This window comes from Carnobacterium sp. FSL E2-0243 (assembly GCF_038003605.1).
Taxonomy (GTDB): Bacteria; Bacillota; Bacilli; order Lactobacillales; family Carnobacteriaceae; genus Carnobacterium; species Carnobacterium maltaromaticum.
This window is the reverse complement of record NZ_JBBOPM010000001.1, coordinates 179231-198967: the sequence shown is the minus strand read 5'-3', so window position 1 is coordinate 198967 and position 19737 is coordinate 179231. Positions and strand designations below refer to the sequence as shown.

Below are 19737 nucleotides of genomic sequence, written 5' to 3'. Positions count from 1 at the left end.
CTTATAGGGTAAATATGACTCATTCTATTCTCTTCTAGTTTTATTACTTGGTCTGCTTGTCGGTTCTGAACTACTTTTTCTTTTTCTTAATTCCTGTTGCTTTTTACGCTTTCTTTGTTTCATTAAACGTGCGCGTTTTTCTGCCGCTTTTTTCTTTTGATGACGGTAAATAAAGAATCCGATTACTAGAATAAGAAAGATCGTTATTCCTGCAACCACTGAAATAATCAAAATCCAGTTCGGTTCTGTTTTTTCTAATTCAACAGCTTCTTTGTTTAAGTCGGTTGAATCTTTTGCAGATATAGTAAACTCTTTATCAAACTCCCATTTGTCTTCTCCAGATTGGGCAATGAGTTTCAACCTATAGGTACCTGCATCTAAGCTTTGATTATCCCAATTTATAGGGAAATCAAAATTCGAATTAGGTGCCATTGAAAGACCTTTTTTATCGGTTTCATGAAGCACTTTTTCACTACCCTTTTTCATCACTTTTGCATTGATAGATACGTCTTTCATAATCGTTGCTTCTGTATTTTGTAGATTTGCTGTAACCGCTGTTCGGTAATTTAATAATACTGGTTTAATATCATTTAATTCCATGACTGGCTTGACTTCATTGGTGTTTTCACGTAGTTGAAGTCCAATGACATAAGAATATTTATTTTTGATTTGCACATCTTTTTCTTTATCTTTGGTATTTGAGTCGTCTTCTTTTTTAGAAATATAAAATCCACCTAAAATCAACCCGTCAAATTCTTTTTCGGGCATTTGAATAGTGAACGGCACTTCTTTCGTTTCTTTCGGTTCTAATGTCACTTCCTGTGCTTTCGAAATAATAGATGTCACCGGATTTTTCAGCGTGGAATCCACTTTTTCATCTGCCTTACTATAATCAATCACCCCATTTTGGTTGGTCATCGCTACATTTGGAGAAATAAGAATCGTGGCTTTCTCATCGCTAGAATTACTGACAGTTAAAGTAATGTCTTGTCTTTGATTTGGCTCCATTTTTAAATCGAAATAAGTAAGTGTTTTGTTGATTTGGTTTTCTGGTATGTTTGCTTTAACAGAATAAGCCATCGTTTCTGCAGCTTCTCCTATCATTGGCATATGTTGGAGCCCGATTAGACAGACAACGAGTATCGAAATGATTTTTTTCATCTTATTGTGTTCCCCTTTTCCTAACTAGAATAGAAAGGACCATTGAACAATCGGTCCTCCCTATCGAATTTTAAATTTACTACTTTATTTTGGTGCGTCTGCTAATTCCCATGTAATAGAAGACGTATATTCTGTATTCGCTTCTGGTGTGCCAGCAACCACATTTAATTGAACTGCTTCATTGGCTTGATCTGTTCCTGACCAGACAGTTACCCATGTCCCACGTCCACCTTTATCCATCGCATTCATAAATGGTTTACTATCTGTATTATCAAATAAAACATCTGATTTAGTTGGGGCTACAGAAATATTGCTTGAACTTCCTGCTTTGACAACACCATCTTTAAAGGCTAACGTTGCACCTCTCAACACTTTATTTCCGCTTTTAAATTCGCTCATTTTAGCTGATAAGTGCCAGCCTTCTCCTGCTCCTCGTAAATCCGTTACTTGGACAAATGGATTGGCATTCTTCGCTTTATAAGCAATGTCTTTCCCTGTAATTTTATGTTCACCAAATTTGATATTAGAAACATAATCAATTGATAATGGGCCTGTTTGTCCCGTACCTGCATTTTCTGGATCTGTTTCGTCAATTGGGCTTGGTACATTTGGATTATCTGGATTGGTTGGATCAACTGGTGGAGTTACTACCCCTTCACCAGCAGTAAAATTAATTTTGTTCTCTGATGTATGTGTACTTGATACTTCTGCTTGGACTTTTGCTCCTCCAAAAGCGAATGAAGCCAAAGCGAATGTTGTAATTATTAATGAGCTTTTTTTCATTTTTCTCTACCATCCTTTTCATTTCTCTGATCTATTTAAGGTGCATCTTCCAATGACCACGTTATGGTCGAAACATAACTCGCTACTTTATTCCCTGCAGGAACTGCTAAAGTAACTTTTTCTCCATTTCCTTCAAAGGCATTACTCCAACTTGAACGACCCTGTGTGGTTGTCGCGCTCATGATGCTCGTTGCTGTTGGCGATAAATTCACTTTAAATGCAGATGGAGTTAAAAGAGGGTCCACACCTTCTGCTGTTGTTAATTTACCTTCTGGAATCGTCATAACAGCACCTTTTAAGGTTAATGATTTATCTGCCGTTTCAAAAGCTGTTGCACTAACTTTTAAATTCCAACCTAAATCTTGTCCACGAGAATCCGTTACTTGTAAACCTAGCTTCGTGCCTTCAACTGGTGTTGCTTCAAGTGGAGCTTTTGCTTCAGAGCCTAATTTTTTAGTTGGAAAATTAAAGCTAGAAACCGAATCTAAACTTAATGGGCCTTTATTTAATGTTGGAGGTTGAATTTCTGGATCTAACAGCTCCGGAACCGTTGTATCGTCGCCTGCTTGTAATTCAAAATTTGCTTTCGAAGAACCTGCACTTGCCTCAGCTGCCTCAACAGATTGACTTCCTAAAATGGCAACACTCATTAACACACTCAAACCTAGTATAGAATACTTATTTATTTTCATTTTTATTTCCCCTTTGATTGTTATTTTTTATTTAGGCGCATCCATTAATGTCCATGTAACTGTCGACATATATTCGCCTTTTTTGTTTCCAGCAGGAACAGTTAGCTTGATTTCATCTTTATCAAAAAAGTTTGTCCATGTTCCAGCACCGCTGCCAGTTTTTGCATTCATGAAAGTAGCAGGCGCATCATTAACTTCGACCGCATACAATTCTGGTGCTAGCGAAACATTTCCTACATCTTTTAATGTACCTACTGGCAATACTAATTTTGCGCCTTTTAATGTTTTAGTTGCATCAGTTTGGTCTACAAAAGCCGTTTGAGATACTTGAACATTCCACCCCGCTTCTTCTCCACGCTTATCCGTTACTTGAACATTGGGTCTATCTACAACAGAAGTGTAAACTTGTTCTTTCCCTTCTAACTTATGTGAGCTAAATAGCAACGGAACAACATGATCAATCGTTAAAATCCCTTCATTTCCAGTCTCGCCTGATGGATCTGTTGGGTCTGTTGGGTCTGTCTTTCCTGTGTCCGAATCTCCTGGAGTTAAATTAATGTATCCATGAGATGTACCGCCTTTACCATCTTCACTACCTGTAACCACATCTTGTGGTGCAGCAGTTGACGTACTTGCTCCTAGCAACATACCGCTCCCAATCAAACCTAACATTGTCATTGTTTTTAATTTCATTTTTCTTCCTCCTCGTTTTGTCCTTAATTTTTCAACTGCTATTGCAGCTCCTAAAAAAACCAACCCTGTTATAAGTAAATTTCCATCTGCAGTTTCTCCCGTTTGTGGCAATTTTGAGCTCGTTCTATCGACCCCCGTATTAGGCAAATCTTTATTTTTTGGAAGAGAAGTATTTCCTGCTCCCATATCTTCTTTTTCAGTAAAAGAAATACCTGCTTGACTAGTAGCTGTATTGGCAAAACTTGTTACTGTAAAAGAAAAAAAACAAAATAAACTAAACCCCCACAATAGAACGTGCTTTATTGTCTTCATCTTCGTCACCCCCTCTCCGATCAAGGAACATATATTTTATCTAGATTGCTTCAAAGCTAACCCAGCATCCCACTCTTCAATTGATAAAACTCGATTTACATTGTGAAATTTACTTTTAATAATCGCACAAATCTGATCATGTTCTATATGATTCTCTTGTAAGAACAGTAATTTTCTTATCTGGACATCCTCATTTGTTATAAAAATGACATAAAATGAATACATATCCATCCAAAAATCTTCTATCTTCATTGTTTAGCCCCCTTACTTAACTTTTAACTCGCTATGAAGTTAAATCAGATCTATAAAAGAATGATTCTATTGAAATAATTATTACTTTTACATAATCTATTCTAATCTACTTGACAAAGCTCCCTCATCCCAAAAATTGATTAGCACTTCCTCATTTTTTGAAATAAAATTAACCTCATACTATAATTACTGTCTTTTTTTACATAAATATTTAATTTTTTTTGTTAAATCTCTGGTTTTTCATCTAATTTTACTGGTTAACTATGTCGGTTAACATCACCAAGGACTAATTTTCCCCTTCTTGATTCTGATAACTATTTTTAATTTTTTACTATATATATATTGCATTAATTGGAATTCTAGTTAGTGTTGGTTATAAAAGTACACATAAAAGAATAACTTACTTTAAATCTGCTAACCGAAAAATGCTTAGTGAATAATCATTTTTAGGTATCGCACTTTAAAATTCACCTGTTTTTAGAAACTAAATCTAATTTTTCCACTCTAATTTGTGAACTAAATATGGCTTTTATTTGAACTCGTCCAGTTTTCATTCTAAAATTTAAACAAAATAAAAAAACAGTTCGCTAAATCTTAACGATTTAGTGAACTGCTTTTAGCTTTTACTATTTTATTGTAATGAATAGTTTGGTGCTTCTTTAGTAATTTGTACATCATGTGGGTGAGATTCACGTAAACCTGCACCACTCATACGGATAAATTGTGCATCATCACGTAGATATTTCAAATCAGCTGCTCCAACATAGCCCATCCCGGCTTTTAGACCACCGATCATTTGGAAAATAATGTCACTAACGCCACCTTTATAGGCAACTCGACCTTCAATTCCTTCTGGGACTAATTTGTTAGCTTCATTTGTGCCACCTTGGAAATAACGATCGCTTGAACCTTTTTCCATTGCGCCTAAACTACCCATACCACGGTATGTTTTGAAACGACGGCCTTGGAAAATTTCAAATTCGCCTGGTGATTCGTCTGTTCCAGCCAACATACTACCTAACATAACAGCATGTCCGCCGGCAGCAATTGCCTTAACAATATCGCCAGAATATTTAATTCCACCATCTGCAATAATCGTACGTCCATATTCACGAGCCACTTCAGCAGCATCATAAATAGCTGTTAGTTGAGGAACCCCAACTCCGGCAACAACCCGAGTCGTACAAATTGAACCAGGCCCAATTCCAACTTTAACCACATCTACACCAACATCATAAAGAGCACGAGTTGCTTCGCCTGTTGCTACGTTTCCAGCGATTAATGTTGCTTCTGGGAAATGTTCACGAATTTCTTTGATTTTACGAATCACACCTGCACTATGTCCATGAGCAGTATCAATGATAATTGCATCTGCACCAGCGTCTAATAGCGCTTCTGCGCGTTCAAAGGTATCTGTTGTTACTCCAACAGCTGCAGCAACTAACAAGCGACCATGCTCATCTTTAGCGGCATTAGGGAACTCGATAACTTTTTCAATATCTTTAATTGTAATCAGACCACTTAAACGTCCTTCAGCATCAACAATTGGTAACTTTTCAATTTTATGTTTTTGTAATGTTTTTTCAGCATCTTTTAAAGATGTTCCAACTGGAGCTGTCACAAGTTGATCTTTAGTCATAACTTCATCAATTTTAATACTGTAATCTGTTACAAAGCGTAAATCGCGGTTGGTTAAAATACCTACTAGAATTCGATCTTCCATATTATTGACAATTGGAACTCCACTAATACGGTAACGGCCCATCAATTCTTCTGCATCTGAAACTAAATGATCAGGAGTTAAAAAGAATGGATCAATAATAACGCCACTTTCAGAACGTTTTACTTTTCTAACTTCGTCAGCTTGTTGTTTTGTACTCATATTTTTATGAATAACACCTAAACCACCTTGACGCGCCATTGCAATCGCCATTTTTGAATCTGTGACTGTATCCATACTCGCACTCATCAAGGGAATATTTAGTGTAATATTTTTAGCCAATTTGACACTCATGTCAACATCGTTTGGTAGCACATGACTTTCAGCAGGGACCAATAAAACATCATCAAAAGTGTAGCCCTCTTTAGCAAATTTCGTTTCCCAGTTAGACATTTCTCACAACCACTCCTTCAGTTTTTTTCATTAATTTGAATAAGATTTTAATTACAAAATTAACAGAGAATTAGCCATCCGTCAAGCCTATACGCTTATGAATTCTCTTACAATTGAAAAAAACTGAAAAGAAGGCTAATTTATGTCTTTTTTATGAAAAAACAATGAGAAAAAACTGTTTCTACTATAGTATTAAAAATACTGGACAGGTTAATTTTTAGCTCCTTAATTTTATTAGTTTAAAGAAATTTTCTTTGGTTGATACATTTCTGACTTCTATTTTTTACATGGAAAATAGGAACTACTCCTTTACAAATTTATGGAACAAAAATGGCGGTTACCTTGCTAGTTTTTTAGAGGATTACTTCTTAACTCTATTAGCTAATTTTTTTCATCATTAAAAAATTGTCCTTATCATCCTAAAAAAGGATAAACAGCTTGATTTTTATCTATTATAGCTAAAAAAGAAAACTTACTTTAGCCACATTGTATAAAGAATTCTCGTGCTAGACCCGATAAAATTAAATTAACATTTGAGAATAGTGAGTTTTTCAATTGCTTCTTTAAAAAAGCTTCTCCTATTTTCTAATTATAATAAAAAAATTATGGTTTTATTAAATATTGTAAGCGCTTTTGTTCGTGAATATCTTGAGCGCATAATTGAAATTACTGATTCTTAACACATCTTGTTTAAACCCTTTGATTTTCACAGACTTTATAAAGATAACTAAAATCTTACTATTAGGAGGTACAGTCAAAAATGGCAGAAAAAGATGTTTTTGCCCACGAGGCAGATATCGAAAAGTACAAAGAGAGAGGCTATAACGACGATCTTTTACCTAAAACAAAAGACCGGCGTAATATGAATGCAAAAAATTATTTTACTTTGTGGATGGGTTCGGTGCATAATATTCCTAACTACACAGCTGTTGGAGGCTTTCTATTTCTTGGATTATCACCCATCAACGTGATCCTAGCTTTGATTATTAGCTCAATGGCGGTTGCGGCTTTTATGGTTTATAACGGTCGCGCTGGTTCTAAGTACGGAATTCCCTTTGCCATGCATTTACGTTCAACATATGGTGATTTAGGGGCTAAACTACCTGGTTTCCTAAGAGGATGTGTCGCCGCTATTGCTTGGTTTGGCTTACAAAATTATGCAGGTTCATTGGCATTATTAATTCTTATTGGAAAAATTTGGCCTAGTTTTCTAACATTAGGTGGAGATTTCAACTTTTTCGGTTTAAGCTTACCTGGTTTGATTGCTTTTACCATTTTCTGGGCAGCAAATTTATTAATTGGAATTGGTGGCGGCGGAGCGTTAAATAAGTTTACAGCTATTTTAAATCCTTTAATTTATGTTGTTTTTGGTGGTATGGCGATTTGGGCAATCAAGGTTGGTGGTGGTATTGGACCGATTCTTGCCTTTACACCAAGTGGCGCTGATGTTCAGAATAATGCCCCACTCTTCGTTTATTTAATTATTATCACATCAGTTTTATCCGTATGGGCAGCTCCTGGTGCTAGTGTCTCTGACTTTACGCAAAACGCGACATCAACACGAGCTCAAACAATTGGACAAACAGCTAGTTTTCTAGTCGCCTATATCATTTTTGCTTTCTCTAGTGTAGCGATTTTAATTGGTGGTTCGATTCATTACGGTGTCCAAGAGTGGAACGTCTTGGAAATAGTTGAAAAATGGGATAGTTTACCAGCTATTTGCTTAGCTATGTTAGTCTTCTTATTAACGACTATTTCAACAAATGCGACAGGAAATATTATTCCAGCAGCTTACCAATTATCAGCACTCTTCCCTAAAACGATTAATTACAAGAAAGGCGTCATTATTGCTTCTGTCATTAGTTATTTGATTATGCCTTGGAAATTAATGGAAAATGCGAATAGCATTTTTGCTTTCTTAAACATCATTGGTGCTGTTTTAGGACCAGTTGCGGGTGTCATGTTAGCTCATTTCTATTTTGTTAAAAAGCAAAAAATTGATTTAAATGCGTTATATATGGATACAAAAGCTGACAATAGTCAAAATCCTTACCGTGGTATCAATAAAGGAGCCTATGTGGCAACTATTGTCGCATTACTTGTTTCGATTAGCGGTCAATTTATTCCAGCACTACAAGTTATTTCAAGTTTATCTTGGCTGATTGGCTTTGGTTTAGCCTTTATTCTTTATTTAGTGCTTAAAAAATTCATACCCGAAAAAGTATAAATTAGCTTTGCTAAAATAAAAATTTTTAGGAGGAAAACAAATGAGTTATGATTTATTAATCAAGAACGGGCTAGTAATTTTAGAAAATGAGGCTATTGAAACAGATGTAGCTGTCAAAGATGGGAAAATTGCAGCAATTGGAAATAATTTAAGTGCAGCTTCGGAAACAATTGATGCGACAGGATTAATTGTTAGTCCCGGCATGGTCGATGCTCATGTGCATATTACAGATCCTGGAGGCGGCTATCGCGACCAATGGGAAGGGTATTTAACAGGTACAAAAGCTTGTGCCAAAGGTGGCGTAACTTCATTTATGGAAATGCCTTTGAATCAAGTCCCTGCAACAGTTGATGGGAAATCTTTACAAATTAAATACGATGCTGGTAAGAATAAATTAACTTCAGATGTTGGCTCATTTGGTGGTCTTGTTCCTTTTAATTTAGAGCATGGCATTGAAGAGCTAAATGATGGAGGCGTCGCAGCCTATAAATGCTTTATGGCAACTTGTGGAGATCGTAGTATTGATGGCGACTTTATGAATGTCGACGATTACTCTCTCTATGAAGGGATGAAACACATAGCTAAAACTGGAAAAGTTCTTGCAATCCATGCAGAGAATGCTGCGATTACTGATAAATTAGGGGAACTAGCCTATAAAAATGGGGAAACGACTTTGGCAGCATACGTTGCTACTCGTCCCGTCTTTACAGAAGTTGAACCAATTAAACGAGCGATTTTATTTGCTAAAGAAACGGGTTGCCGTATTCATATTTGTCATGTGGCTTGTCCAGAAGGCGTGGATGAAATTACCAAAGCACGGAATGAAGGTGTAGATGTGACCTGCGAAACATGTACCCATTATTTATACTTTGATACTTCCGAGTTAGATGCCATTGGACCAGTTGTAAAATGTTCTCCGCCAATTCGTGACAAAGAAAATCAAAATGGCATGTGGGAAAAAGTTTTAGCAGGTGAAATTGCATTTGTAACTTCTGATCATTCTCCTTGTACACCTGATTTAAAAGCGACAGATAATGCTTTTGAAGCTTGGGGAGGTATCTCTGGTGTCCAAAACAATGTGGATGTTTTATTTGATGAAGGCGTTCAAAAACGTGGGATGTCCTTAACTCAATTCGCTGATATCATTGCTACAGCTCCTGCTAAACGCTATGATTTAGATGCTAAAGGTAGTATTTCAATTGGGAAAGATGCTGATTTCGTGTTAATCAAACCCAATGCACCTTACACGTTAAAAGCTGAAGATTTAGAATACAAAAATAAAATTAGTCCTTACATCGGACGTGAAATTGGGGCTCAAGTGGCTCAAACAATTTTACGAGGTATTTCTATTTATAGTCAAGAAACTGGTGTGACAGAAGCGCATCCAGGAGAGTTCATTCTAAAATAAAAAGTAAGACTAAGTAGAGAAATTATTCTACTTAGTCTTATTTTTTTATCCTAACATTGCCAATGCCGTTGCTAAAACTTTATCACCCTTCATCATGCCATAATCTGCCATATCAATGACTGCCACAGGAATGCCTTTGGGCTCTAATTTTTTCGTCATATCATCTTTCAAAAAACGAACTTGGGGTCCTAGCATAACAACATCAATGGGCTTCGTACTGATATTATCATCAACTTCTGTTGCAGATACGGCAAATATATCTGCATCAATGCCTTGGTTTTTAGCAGCTTCTAGCATTTTTTTAACTAGTAAACTTGTACTCATTCCTGCCGCACAAGCTAACATAATGGTTTTCTTTTCCATATCCCTCACTCCAATTCATTTAATAGAGACTACAATTGTTCTCCGTTTGTTGCAATGACTTGTTTGTACCAGTCAAAAGATTTCTTTTTACTACGCTTTAAGGTCCCTTGACCTTCGTTATCTTTATCGACATAAATAAATCCATAACGTTTTTTCATTTCGCCTGTTCCAGCTGAAACTAAATCTATACAGCCCCAGGGAGTATAGCCTAATAAGTCAATACCATCTTCTTCTACGGCAGTTTTCATCGCTTTTATATGCGCTTTTAAATAATCAATCCGATAATCATCATCAATTGTTCCATCAGAATTTAATTGATCAATTGCTCCAAAACCATTTTCGACAATGAATAACGGCAACTGATAGCGGTCATAGAACCAGTTCATCGCATAACGCAAACCAACTGGATCAATTTGCCACCCCCAATCTGAAGCTTTTACATAGGGATTTCGGACTAAATCTTTTGACTCATCGTAGTCATATTGCGGATTATCAAATTTTGACTCAGTCGTAAAGGACATATAATAACTAAAACCTATATAATCAACACAGCCTTCTAATAGAAGCAATTTATCTTCAACTGTAATGTCTAAGTTAAATCCTTTACGTTGAAAATACTTTTCCAAATACGCTGGATAATAACCTCGAACGTGAACATCCGTAAACCAATAACGTTTATGCATGGCACTAACAGACATCATCATATCTTCTGGTTTGCAAGATAATGGATAAATCGGGCACATGGCAATCATACATCCTATTTGAAAATCTGGATTAATTTCATGTCCAATTTTCACTGCTAGTGCACTTGCCACTAATTCATAATGCGCTGCTTGATACATAATTTTTTCACGATTTTCACCGGGTTGATAGGCGATTCCGGAATTTGTAAAAGGGGCAAAGTCTTCGTTATAATTGGCTTGATTATTGATTTCATTAAATGTCATCCAATATTTTACTTTGTCTTTGTAGTGAGTAAAACAAACTTCAGCAAACCGAACGAAGAAGTCAATCATTTTTCGATTGCGCCAACCTCCATATTCTGTTACTAAATGATAGGGCATTTCAAAATGCGACAATGTAATAACTGGTTCAATCCCATATTTTAAACATTCGTCAAATAACTCATCATAAAATTTTAGTCCTAACTCATTGGGTTCACTTTCATCGCCCTTAGGAAAAATTCGCGTCCAGGCAATTGAGGTACGAAAACATTTAAATCCCATTTCAGCAAATAACTTAATGTCTTCTTTATAGTGCGTATAAAAATCGATACCTTCATGATTTGGATAGTTTTTCCCCTGCAGAACACCATTTGTAATTTCACGAGGAACTCCATTAGCGCCAACTGTCATTACATCAGCGACACTAACGCCTTTCCCATCTTTATTCCAGCCACCTTCTAATTGATGAGCAGCAACTGCACCACCCCATAAAAAATCTTTGCGTAAACTACTCATGCTATCAAATCCTTTACTTTTTTTGAGAAACTAATGAAGTTAAACTAAACAATTGGTTTTCCTGCTTCTACATCGATATTCATTGAATCAACTTTACGAATGAATGGTAGATAGATGAAGAATCCGATGACTAAAACAACTAATTGTAAAACAGCTGCACGCCAACCGCCAATTAATAAGCCTGAAATAATTGGTGGAGTAGTCCAAGGAACTTGAACCGCAGTGAACAATGGAACTAAACCACTATATAGAGCAAAATAAGTGATTGTTGCTGAAACTACCGGTGTGGCGATAAAAGGAATAACCATTAAAGGATTCATCACAATTGGTGTTGCAAAGATAATCGGTTCGTTGATATTAAAAATAGCTGGTGCTAATGACATTTTACCGAGTTCTTTAAATTGAGCTGATTTGGCAAAAAATACCATGAAGACAACAATTCCGATTGTCATTCCTGCACCTGTTACAGTTAAAAATTGATCCATAAATTGTTGTGTCACAATATGTCCGCCATTTGCCAAAGTTAATTCTTTACCAGAATCAATAATGGCTTGATTTTCCAGAGAATTTGTTTGCAATAATGAACCCATAATCCCACCAACAATTGTTGAACCATGGACCCCAAAAAACCATAAGAATGGAACTAGGAAGGCAATCATTAATGCTCCACCAAATGAATCTGTGATACCTTGTAGTGGTGTTTGAATCACTTTGTAAATCCATTCAATCATTGTTAAGTTAAAGACTTTATCAAAGAAGATATAGACACCCAACGAACCTGTAATTAAAACCGCTGCTGGAATTAAGGCCGTGAATGAGTTCGCTACGTTTTCAGGGACACTTTCTGGTAATTTAATTCGAATATCGCGTTTCATAAACCAAGAGTATACAGAACCAACAATCAATCCAATAATAATGGCACTAATCATACCTTTACCGCCGGTCCAATCTTTATTAATAATATTGCCGATTGTTACGCTAGTTTCTGGATCGGTAATACTTGAAGACATTGTTAAAATAAAGATTACTAAGGCAATCATTCCGGCAGCCATACCTTCATAACCTTCACTTTTCACATACGAATAGGCAATGCCCATTACTGCGAAAATCGCCATAATTGCAAATGATGCTCCATAAGCTTGGTTAAAATAAGCTCCAAAACCTGAGTCTGTCACCCATTTTGCCCATGATTCTACTGGTAAGTTAGCTAGTAAAAGAAAGACTGATCCGACAATTGTAAAGGGCATTGTGTAAAGCATCCCATTTTTCAAAGCCACAATTGGCTTAACATTGATAAATTTCAAAATTTGAGGTATTAATTTCGTATTGATCCAATTTCCCATTAATAAAACTTCCCTTCTTGAGATCCGATTGATTCTTAATAAGTGCTATTTTGTGGTTTCAATAACCACTTTTAGTAAAACGGTTCCATTTTCAAGTAAACTAAGTTTTTTTATGCTAACCTATTACGCTCATGATCATAATAAGTTCCTTCTTACAAGTAAAATATAACTTAAAAAAAGTTCAAAGAAAACCCTTTCATCACTTAAAGAGAAATGTTTCATCAAAAAAAACAAGTTTCTTCTTTGTGGATGAAATCCCCAGAGAAAACTTGTTAAAATAACAAAAATTAAATTTTCAGCGCGCTAATAGTTCTTGTTCAGCTCTATGTGCTAAAATTTCAATTAAGCTGACTACAGGAATTTGTGTGGTTAAATTCACTGCTGAATCATACTGACGAGCGTGCTCATCTGGCATATAATAAGAAATATTCAAGTCTGCTATTTTAGCCAAAGTAGAGGATTCTGCATTTGTAATACTGAGTATTTTTGCACCTGATTTTTTCAGATCAATGACTTGCCCCACTACTTCTGTTGTCTCTCCTGATACAGAAAGTGCAATAATTAAACTATTTTCAACGCCTTTACTCGGGGCTGGCAAAAAAGGATCATTAATAGAATAAGAATTAATCGCAACATTCGAAAAATAACGTTGCCCATAAGCCCCTAAAATACCACTCGTACCAATCCCTAGAAATACAACTCTTTCAGCATCACAAATTAATTTTGTTGCTTGTTTTAAGGCTTCTTCAAAGCTAGCTTCTGTAATTTTCTTAAAAAAAGAAGCTACTTGAAAACTCGGATCATACAGTTGCTCAATCACTGAATCGCCTGTTTCTTCTTTTAATTTATACTTCAACTCTGAAAAACCCTCACAATTCATTTTGGAACAAAAACGTAAAATAGTTGATGTTGAGACATGGCTTTTTTCAGATAATTCACGGATAGTCATTTTTTGGACAGCTTTAACATTTTCAATAATGTAGTGATAGACAGTCAGTTCTAACCCACTTAATTTTTTAATTTGCTCATAGTTAAACATATTCTCAGTCCCCCAGTAAAATTGATTATTCTTTATACCCCCTGATTCTTTTCTAGTATACTAGAATTTAAGATAACATTAAACTGCTTTAAAACAGATTAAAAAAAGCCGAAAAAAATTAATCCTTCGACTTTTCAGTATAGAATGAAATTAAAATATCTACTATTTTAGCCTGAAATCTTACTATGCTTGTCTTCGTATAAATTCACATCTGCTTCTTTATACATTTCCTCAATTGAAAGAAATTTTTTATTTTTCATCGTATGACTAGATCCAATAGAAACTCTTATTTTAGTTGACTCAGTTTCGTTTACTTTCACCTCATTAAATAGAATATCTTGCTTAACTATTTTAATTAAATCAGCTATTTCTTGTCTTGCATAGCTCCCTTTAATTAGAATAGCAAACTCATCACCGCCTATTCGGTATGGAATAGCATGTTGAATTGTAGTATTCGATAATGTAGTTGCTACTTGCCTCAAAACTCGGTCGCCAACATCGTGTCCAAATGTATCATTTACATTCTTAAATTTATCAATGTCTAAAAGTAGTAAAATATATTCTTCTTTTTTTTCATGATAGTCCATGATTATTTTATCGAAAGAGTACCGATTCGATATGTTCGTTAAATGATCAATTTTTGATAATTCTTCTAACATTTGAGCGTTATTTTTATTTTTTTGAATCTCTTTCGCAAAACCGTAGGCTATAATGGTTCCCAGTGCCGTATATACCCAAACTAATAACAAAATAAATACTCGGTTTTTTTCAATCACATTTATATAAAAATTAACAGATATTAGACTCATTACTATCCCATAAATAACCCATAATCTATTTTGAATTGACTTATTTTTTATTGTTAAATCAACAAAATATAACACTATTCCTAAAATAAAATACGTAGCTGCAGTATTTTGGGCTACTTGTGAAACAGAGATAAAGAGCCTTGCAACTCCAATCAATACTGAGGCTACAAGACCTGGAAGCCCTCCCAAGAAAGTCGTTACTATAATAATAGGAACGGTTCTAAGATCAATAATCACATCTCCTAAAAGCCGAATTGAAAAATTCATTAAAATAACCCCAATACTTGCAGCAAATAAACCATACAATAGTCTTATGAGGACTGATGAATTTTTTTCATTTGGTAGGCCATAGCCTTTAGAAGATAAATAAATGGCACTAATTATAATTGCTAAATTTGCTATAATTTCTTTAATCATCATTACATTCCTCCAAAAAAAGGTGTTCCTTTTGATTGAAACATCCTTACTTTGTTATTATAGCCTTAAAACCATCTATCTACTATAGCTTATATATAAAATAATCGTCACCAACTTTATAAGCTAGCAACTATTCTTTTTTTATTATGATGTGCTTAATCCAACGTATTAGTGGAAGAAAAAAACCAGTTCCATACAGAACTGGTTTAATCTCTATACATACCTTGCAAAACTAATCTTCAAGACTTTTTTAGCTTACTTTTTTTCTTCGTGTAACATAGCTAGCTGCACCACCAACAACAATCAGCACAAATCCACTAAAGAACCATGAAAACTCTGATTCACCAGTTGCTGGGAAATTCGTCGTAGGTTTCTTGCCATTAGTAGCCTGACTACCGCCTGTTCCAGTATTTGTTCCTGTATTGGTCCCAACATTTCCTGAACCCGTTCCAGTTCCACCTGACCCATTTCCGCTACCTTGACCTTCTTCGCCAACTCCGCCATTGCCTTCGCCAGGCTTACCTGGTTCGACAGGTTTACCCGGTTCAACAGGTTTTTCCATTTTATTGAAATCAGCTTCAGTCATTGAAATAATTCGTTCTCCTGGTAATTCTTTCGCATACTTCGATAGATCAACGACTTTTTCAGCTGCACGAACAAGTCTTAGTTGACTAGCCTCACGCAAGTAGTCAATCACAATTTCATCCATTGATGGACCTTCTTCACGGCTGCCACCAAGCATTGTGAAACCATCTCCACCTGCCGCCAAGAAATCATTGGTTGTTACATAATACGTTTTATCGCGTTTTAAGTCTTCATATTTTCCAGTAGTTTCATTTAATATCTTCACACGTAAAATACGTTCTCCAGCTGTACTTGCTTCTGGATTAGCTCCTTTTTTATTGGAATCGTAGTAGACTTTAATGGACTCTGAAGTTTGTAAGAAGCCACCATTTGCACCTAATGCTGGTAAGCCATTCTCATCTAAAATCACCTGACCGGCTTCATCCATTTTTGGTAATGAACGTAATGAATGTTCAAACATGGCATAGACTTGGTCTCCTGTTGCCGCAACTTGAGAAATAATATTCCCAAATGGTAACACAGAAATAACGTCGCCTTTCGTCACTTTTCCAGCTGGAATATTGGCGCGAATCCCGCCTCCGTTAATCACAGCAAAGTCAGATTTATTTGCAAAGCCAGTTTGTCCATAATCAGATAAAGCATCACTGATTAAATTACCTAAGTTGGTTTCACGCGCTCGCACATTGTCCCGCTCACCATTTAATAAATAAGGATTATTCTCCATGATGACTTCGGAAGTACCTTCTTTAAAATTGGCTTCAGCTTGATCAACGATAGCTTTCACAGCAACATCTTCTTCTAAGTCTGCTAAACTACTTGCGGAAGCAAGGGAGGCTTTAATAGCAACTGGATCACTAAATTTCGCTTCAACTAACCCAACATTATTCAAATGATTTCCCGTTTGAGCCAACATAACTTTACCAAATTGTTTACCTGCTGGTAATTCTGAATGGGAATGACCATCAAGGACAACGATATTAGCATTAGCAAAATCAGGGTCTTCTGATAATGTTTTTGCCAAGGTATCGCCACGCCATTGGGTTGGTGTTGTTTCATCAATCCCTAAATGTGTTAAGAAAACATAGGCATCAGCTTGACCTTTAAGCTCAGCTAAAACAGCTTTAGCTTCTGGTATCGGGTCTTTAAAGGTTACACCTTTGATATTATTCGGATGAGTTTTTGTCGCTGTCTCTGGCGTTGTTAAGCCAATAATCGCATATTTTTTGCCATTTTTTTCAACAATTGTATATGGATCAAAAGAACGAACCCCATCTTTATAAATATTCGCTGAAACAATTGGGAAATTCAACTTTTCTTTATATTGCATCGCAACATCATAGCCAAAATCAAATTCATGATTCCCAACGGTCATAGCATCGTAGCCAACTTCATTCATGGCTTTTGCCATATCAAACCCTTTACTATAGTTTGAAATCGGCAAGCCTTGGAAGGCATCACCAGAATCAACCATTAAGGTTGGATTGACTTGTTTTTTATAGGTTTTAAGTTTTGCCAAACCAAGTGCATTATTTTTACTATCTGGCAACATGCGCCCATGCATATCATTTGTATGCATAATGGTTAATTTTTCTAGACTTGCTAATACGTCATCTGGAATTGCTCCGGCTGCAATTAGTTCATCTGCATTTAACGTTTTAACATTTGGTGTTCTGCCTGTATCTGAATCCACAATTTTAATTTGATCATTTATACCTAATTTAATTTGCTCAATGATATAAGAACGGAGTGGATGCTCTAAATCAGCACCAATAATCTCCCAATTTTTTCCATTCTCTACTTCGGGATCAATTTCGCCTTTTTCAGCAATATAGTCCACAATCGAGCTTCTCAAGGTGATTGGATCAGATACGTAGTAAGGCTCTGCTGTAATAATTCCATCTGAAACCAAACCTTCATAACGATAATTGTTAATGGCTAATTTAAAGGTATCTGAATCTGCAACTGGCTTACCTTGATAAGTCAAATCAACAATTCTTGAGCCTGTTGGCTTCGAAATATCAATTTTGTAATTCACACCTGTAAACATATCATAGTTATATACGCGAATTTTTTCATTAAAACCAATTGTGACATCGCCTTTTTTATATTGATTGTAATAATTCGCTTGGCTTTCCATGTAACGTTTCAGCTGATCGCCTTTAATTTCAACACCAATCAAAGTATTTGGGTATTTGTAAATATCAAAGACATCCGCAAAGGTAATTGGGCCAGCATCTAGATGGCTATTTGCTTTAAATAAAGCACCCGCTGCGATATCTGCTCCAGTCACTTTCATTTGCACATTATTAATTAAAGAAATCATAGCTGTTGGTTGCAATTGTGCCTCTGGAATCCCAGGAATTTCAGCTTCTGGTAAGAAGTCTGCTTTAGCTGTTCCAATAGGATCTTGGATAAATTCGACTACGGTTTCATGAGCATCTTGAGTCAACTCTTTGACAGCTGGATCAGCGACTTTATTAGCTGTTTGTAGAACTTCAACACTGCTCCCTGTCACTTCCCATTTCGTATCAGGTTTGTTCAGCTCAAGCTCAATTTTAACGACACCAGTACCTGTATCTTTAGCCGCTCCAACTGGTTTTTCTTTACCTGTATAATCCGCCATTTTTTGAGCAACTTCTTTATGATCGTGACCAATCACAAAGGCATCAATTTCAGGAACTTCTTTAATTACATTTTCTGCGGCAGCTTCTGGATCACTATTTTTCAAGCCTGCATGAATGGCTGCAACAATTACATCGACTTGTTCAACATCTTTTAAGATGCGTACTTGCTTTTTAGCTTCCTCACGTAAGGAACGAAATTCTAAACTTTCAACTTTAGCGCCATCCCACATGGGAACATGGGGAATTGTTAAGCCTAAAACACCAACTTTTACGCCCTTTACTTCTTTAATTTTATAGGCATCTACTAGGTTTGTTCCATCGGCTTTTTTATAAGTATTCGCTGATAGTAATGGGAAATTGGCATCATTTCTAATTTTTTCAATTAAACCTAAGCCAAAATTGAATTCGTGATTTCCTAATGACATTGAATCATACTGCATATAGTTCATCGCTTTAATCATCGGATGAGTCTGAGCTAACAATTCAGGCTTCACATTATATAAATCGTCTGTCAATAATGTCCCTTGAATATTGTCACCGGCATCCACTAATATCGTATCTGGATCTATGGCACGCGTTTCGTTCACAATCGTGCTAATTTTAGCCAAACCGCCATCTTTAGACGCAGAATCTTCATAAGACCAATCCCACAAACTGCCATGCACATCTGTTGTACCTAAAATCGTCAATTTACGCTCTTCGGGTTCTGGCGCTGTTGGTACTGAATCTGCTTCTGAAGTTAGAGGAGCCTGCTCTTTTTCAACGGGCGCCACTTCTTCTGGTACACTTGTTTCTTCTATTTTAGTAACATCTGAAGCTTTTTCGGGTGGTTCTTCAATCACAGGTGATTCGACAACCGGAGTTTCGGTATCCGCTTTCATTTCTATTTGTTCGATGTTCTCTTCTAACACGACTTGCTCTTGATTCGCATCAGTTTGATTGAGACTCTCCACAGCCAAAGCAGCTGGAGCTACTCCTCCAAACAACAAAAATAAAACCGCAACAACATTAATCGATTTAAAAAGATGACGCTGAATGTGTTTCTTTTGCTTCATTTTTCTTCCTCCAATTTTTTATTCACACTCTTTTATAAAAATTAGCAGCTACCTCTCCCGTAGCAAATGAGTTAATTTTAAAAAATAAGTGTCTTTATTTATTTTAGCAGATTGGATGAAAAAGTCCATAAAAAATACTAATTTACCGATAAAATGTAAGCCTTTTCTCATAATGCAAATCAATGTTTCTGGATTACATCGGCTTCTTCTGATTGATGTATAGTTTTCTATAAAAGGATCACAGTCCATCTTTGATGGATGTGTATCATGGTTCTAAGTTGCTAAAGCAACAAGAACCATGACAAAGCAACAAGAACCACAGCAAACCAAAATTTCCGGGTTACATCGTCCCCTTCTGGTCGATGCATAATTCTATAAAAGGATCACAGTCCATCTTTGAT

14 protein-coding genes are annotated in these 19737 nt (G+C 35.9%); 2 read left to right on the top strand and 12 right to left on the bottom strand.

Going from position 1 to position 19737, the window contains the following annotated elements:
- Positions 1–24 precede the first annotated feature (24 nt).
- The 6 genes from MHI00_RS00855 to guaB all read right to left on the bottom strand — a co-directional run bounded on the left by MHI00_RS00855 (position 25) and on the right by guaB (position 6006).
- A complete protein-coding gene (locus tag MHI00_RS00855) occupies positions 25–1161 on the bottom strand; it encodes a DUF916 and DUF3324 domain-containing protein (protein WP_010050008.1) in 1137 nt (378 codons plus the stop codon).
- An 84-nt stretch (positions 1162–1245) separates the two neighbouring features.
- Positions 1246–1944, bottom strand: a complete 699-nt coding sequence (locus MHI00_RS00850; protein ID WP_341110201.1) for a WxL domain-containing protein — start codon at positions 1942–1944, stop codon at positions 1246–1248.
- A gap of 35 nt (positions 1945–1979) precedes the next feature.
- On the bottom strand, positions 1980–2636 hold the full coding sequence (locus MHI00_RS00845) for a WxL domain-containing protein (RefSeq protein ID WP_015075258.1): 657 nt from the start codon (positions 2634–2636) through the stop codon (positions 1980–1982).
- 27 nt (positions 2637–2663) lie between these two features.
- The gene (locus MHI00_RS00840) at positions 2664–3641 is read right to left on the bottom strand and encodes a WxL domain-containing protein (RefSeq protein WP_341110198.1); all 978 of its coding nucleotides are present in this window, start codon (positions 3639–3641) and stop codon (positions 2664–2666) included.
- Between the two features lie 36 nt (positions 3642–3677).
- Positions 3678–3893 carry a hypothetical protein gene (locus MHI00_RS00835; RefSeq protein ID WP_010050003.1) on the bottom strand — a complete coding sequence of 72 codons (216 nt, stop codon included), beginning with the start codon at positions 3891–3893 and terminating at the stop codon, positions 3678–3680.
- Between the two features lie 631 nt (positions 3894–4524).
- Positions 4525–6006, bottom strand: coding sequence for an IMP dehydrogenase (guaB, locus tag MHI00_RS00830; protein WP_010050001.1), 1482 nt, complete (start codon positions 6004–6006; stop codon positions 4525–4527).
- Between the two features lie 760 nt (positions 6007–6766).
- Here guaB and allW point away from each other — a divergent pair.
- The gene (gene allW, locus MHI00_RS00825) at positions 6767–8233 is read left to right on the top strand and encodes an allantoin permease (protein WP_010050000.1); all 1467 of its coding nucleotides are present in this window, start codon (positions 6767–6769) and stop codon (positions 8231–8233) included.
- A 40-nt stretch (positions 8234–8273) separates the two neighbouring features.
- On the top strand, positions 8274–9641 hold the full coding sequence (allB, locus tag MHI00_RS00820) for an allantoinase AllB (RefSeq protein WP_341110194.1): 1368 nt from the start codon (positions 8274–8276) through the stop codon (positions 9639–9641).
- A 45-nt stretch (positions 9642–9686) separates the two neighbouring features.
- Here the strand turns inward: allB and MHI00_RS00815 are convergent, their stop codons facing one another.
- The 6 genes from MHI00_RS00815 to MHI00_RS00790 form a co-directional block, all read right to left on the bottom strand.
- Positions 9687–10004, bottom strand: coding sequence for a PTS sugar transporter subunit IIB (locus MHI00_RS00815; RefSeq protein ID WP_010049997.1), 318 nt, complete (start codon positions 10002–10004; stop codon positions 9687–9689).
- A gap of 29 nt (positions 10005–10033) precedes the next feature.
- Complete coding sequence (locus tag MHI00_RS00810; protein WP_010049995.1) at positions 10034–11464, bottom strand: 6-phospho-beta-glucosidase; 1431 nt, start codon at positions 11462–11464, stop codon at positions 10034–10036.
- Between the two features lie 44 nt (positions 11465–11508).
- On the bottom strand, positions 11509–12807 hold the full coding sequence (locus MHI00_RS00805) for a PTS sugar transporter subunit IIC (RefSeq protein WP_010049993.1): 1299 nt from the start codon (positions 12805–12807) through the stop codon (positions 11509–11511).
- 295 nt (positions 12808–13102) lie between these two features.
- On the bottom strand, positions 13103–13846 hold the full coding sequence (locus MHI00_RS00800) for a MurR/RpiR family transcriptional regulator (protein ID WP_010049992.1): 744 nt from the start codon (positions 13844–13846) through the stop codon (positions 13103–13105).
- Between the two features lie 167 nt (positions 13847–14013).
- On the bottom strand, positions 14014–15075 hold the full coding sequence (locus MHI00_RS00795; RefSeq protein WP_187957687.1) for a GGDEF domain-containing protein: 1062 nt from the start codon (positions 15073–15075) through the stop codon (positions 14014–14016).
- Between the two features lie 247 nt (positions 15076–15322).
- Complete coding sequence (locus MHI00_RS00790) at positions 15323–19336, bottom strand: 5'-nucleotidase C-terminal domain-containing protein (RefSeq protein ID WP_341110183.1); 4014 nt, start codon at positions 19334–19336, stop codon at positions 15323–15325.
- Between the last annotated feature and the right edge of the window lie 401 nt (positions 19337–19737).

Excerpts from the sequence above, each read along its gene's own strand:
- MHI00_RS00855 (WP_010050008.1), bottom strand. The coding sequence starts at position 1,161 with ATGAAAAAAATCATTTCGATACTCGTTGTCTGTCTAATCGGGCTCCAA.
- MHI00_RS00850 (WP_341110201.1), bottom strand. The coding sequence starts at position 1,944 with ATGAAAAAAAGCTCATTAATAATTACAACATTCGCTTTGGCTTCATTC.
- MHI00_RS00845 (WP_015075258.1), bottom strand. The coding sequence starts at position 2,636 with ATGAAAATAAATAAGTATTCTATACTAGGTTTGAGTGTGTTAATGAGT.
- MHI00_RS00840 (WP_341110198.1), bottom strand. The coding sequence starts at position 3,641 with ATGAAGACAATAAAGCACGTTCTATTGTGGGGGTTTAGTTTATTTTGT.
- MHI00_RS00835 (WP_010050003.1), bottom strand. The coding sequence starts at position 3,893 with ATGAAGATAGAAGATTTTTGGATGGATATGTATTCATTTTATGTCATT.
- guaB (WP_010050001.1), bottom strand. The coding sequence starts at position 6,006 with ATGTCTAACTGGGAAACGAAATTTGCTAAAGAGGGCTACACTTTTGAT.
- allW (WP_010050000.1), top strand. The coding sequence starts at position 6,767 with ATGGCAGAAAAAGATGTTTTTGCCCACGAGGCAGATATCGAAAAGTAC.
- allB (WP_341110194.1), top strand. The coding sequence starts at position 8,274 with ATGAGTTATGATTTATTAATCAAGAACGGGCTAGTAATTTTAGAAAAT.
- MHI00_RS00815 (WP_010049997.1), bottom strand. The coding sequence starts at position 10,004 with ATGGAAAAGAAAACCATTATGTTAGCTTGTGCGGCAGGAATGAGTACA.
- MHI00_RS00810 (WP_010049995.1), bottom strand. The coding sequence starts at position 11,464 with ATGAGTAGTTTACGCAAAGATTTTTTATGGGGTGGTGCAGTTGCTGCT.
- MHI00_RS00805 (WP_010049993.1), bottom strand. The coding sequence starts at position 12,807 with ATGGGAAATTGGATCAATACGAAATTAATACCTCAAATTTTGAAATTT.
- MHI00_RS00800 (WP_010049992.1), bottom strand. The coding sequence starts at position 13,846 with ATGTTTAACTATGAGCAAATTAAAAAATTAAGTGGGTTAGAACTGACT.
- MHI00_RS00795 (WP_187957687.1), bottom strand. The coding sequence starts at position 15,075 with ATGATGATTAAAGAAATTATAGCAAATTTAGCAATTATAATTAGTGCC.
- MHI00_RS00790 (WP_341110183.1), bottom strand. The coding sequence starts at position 19,336 with ATGAAGCAAAAGAAACACATTCAGCGTCATCTTTTTAAATCGATTAAT.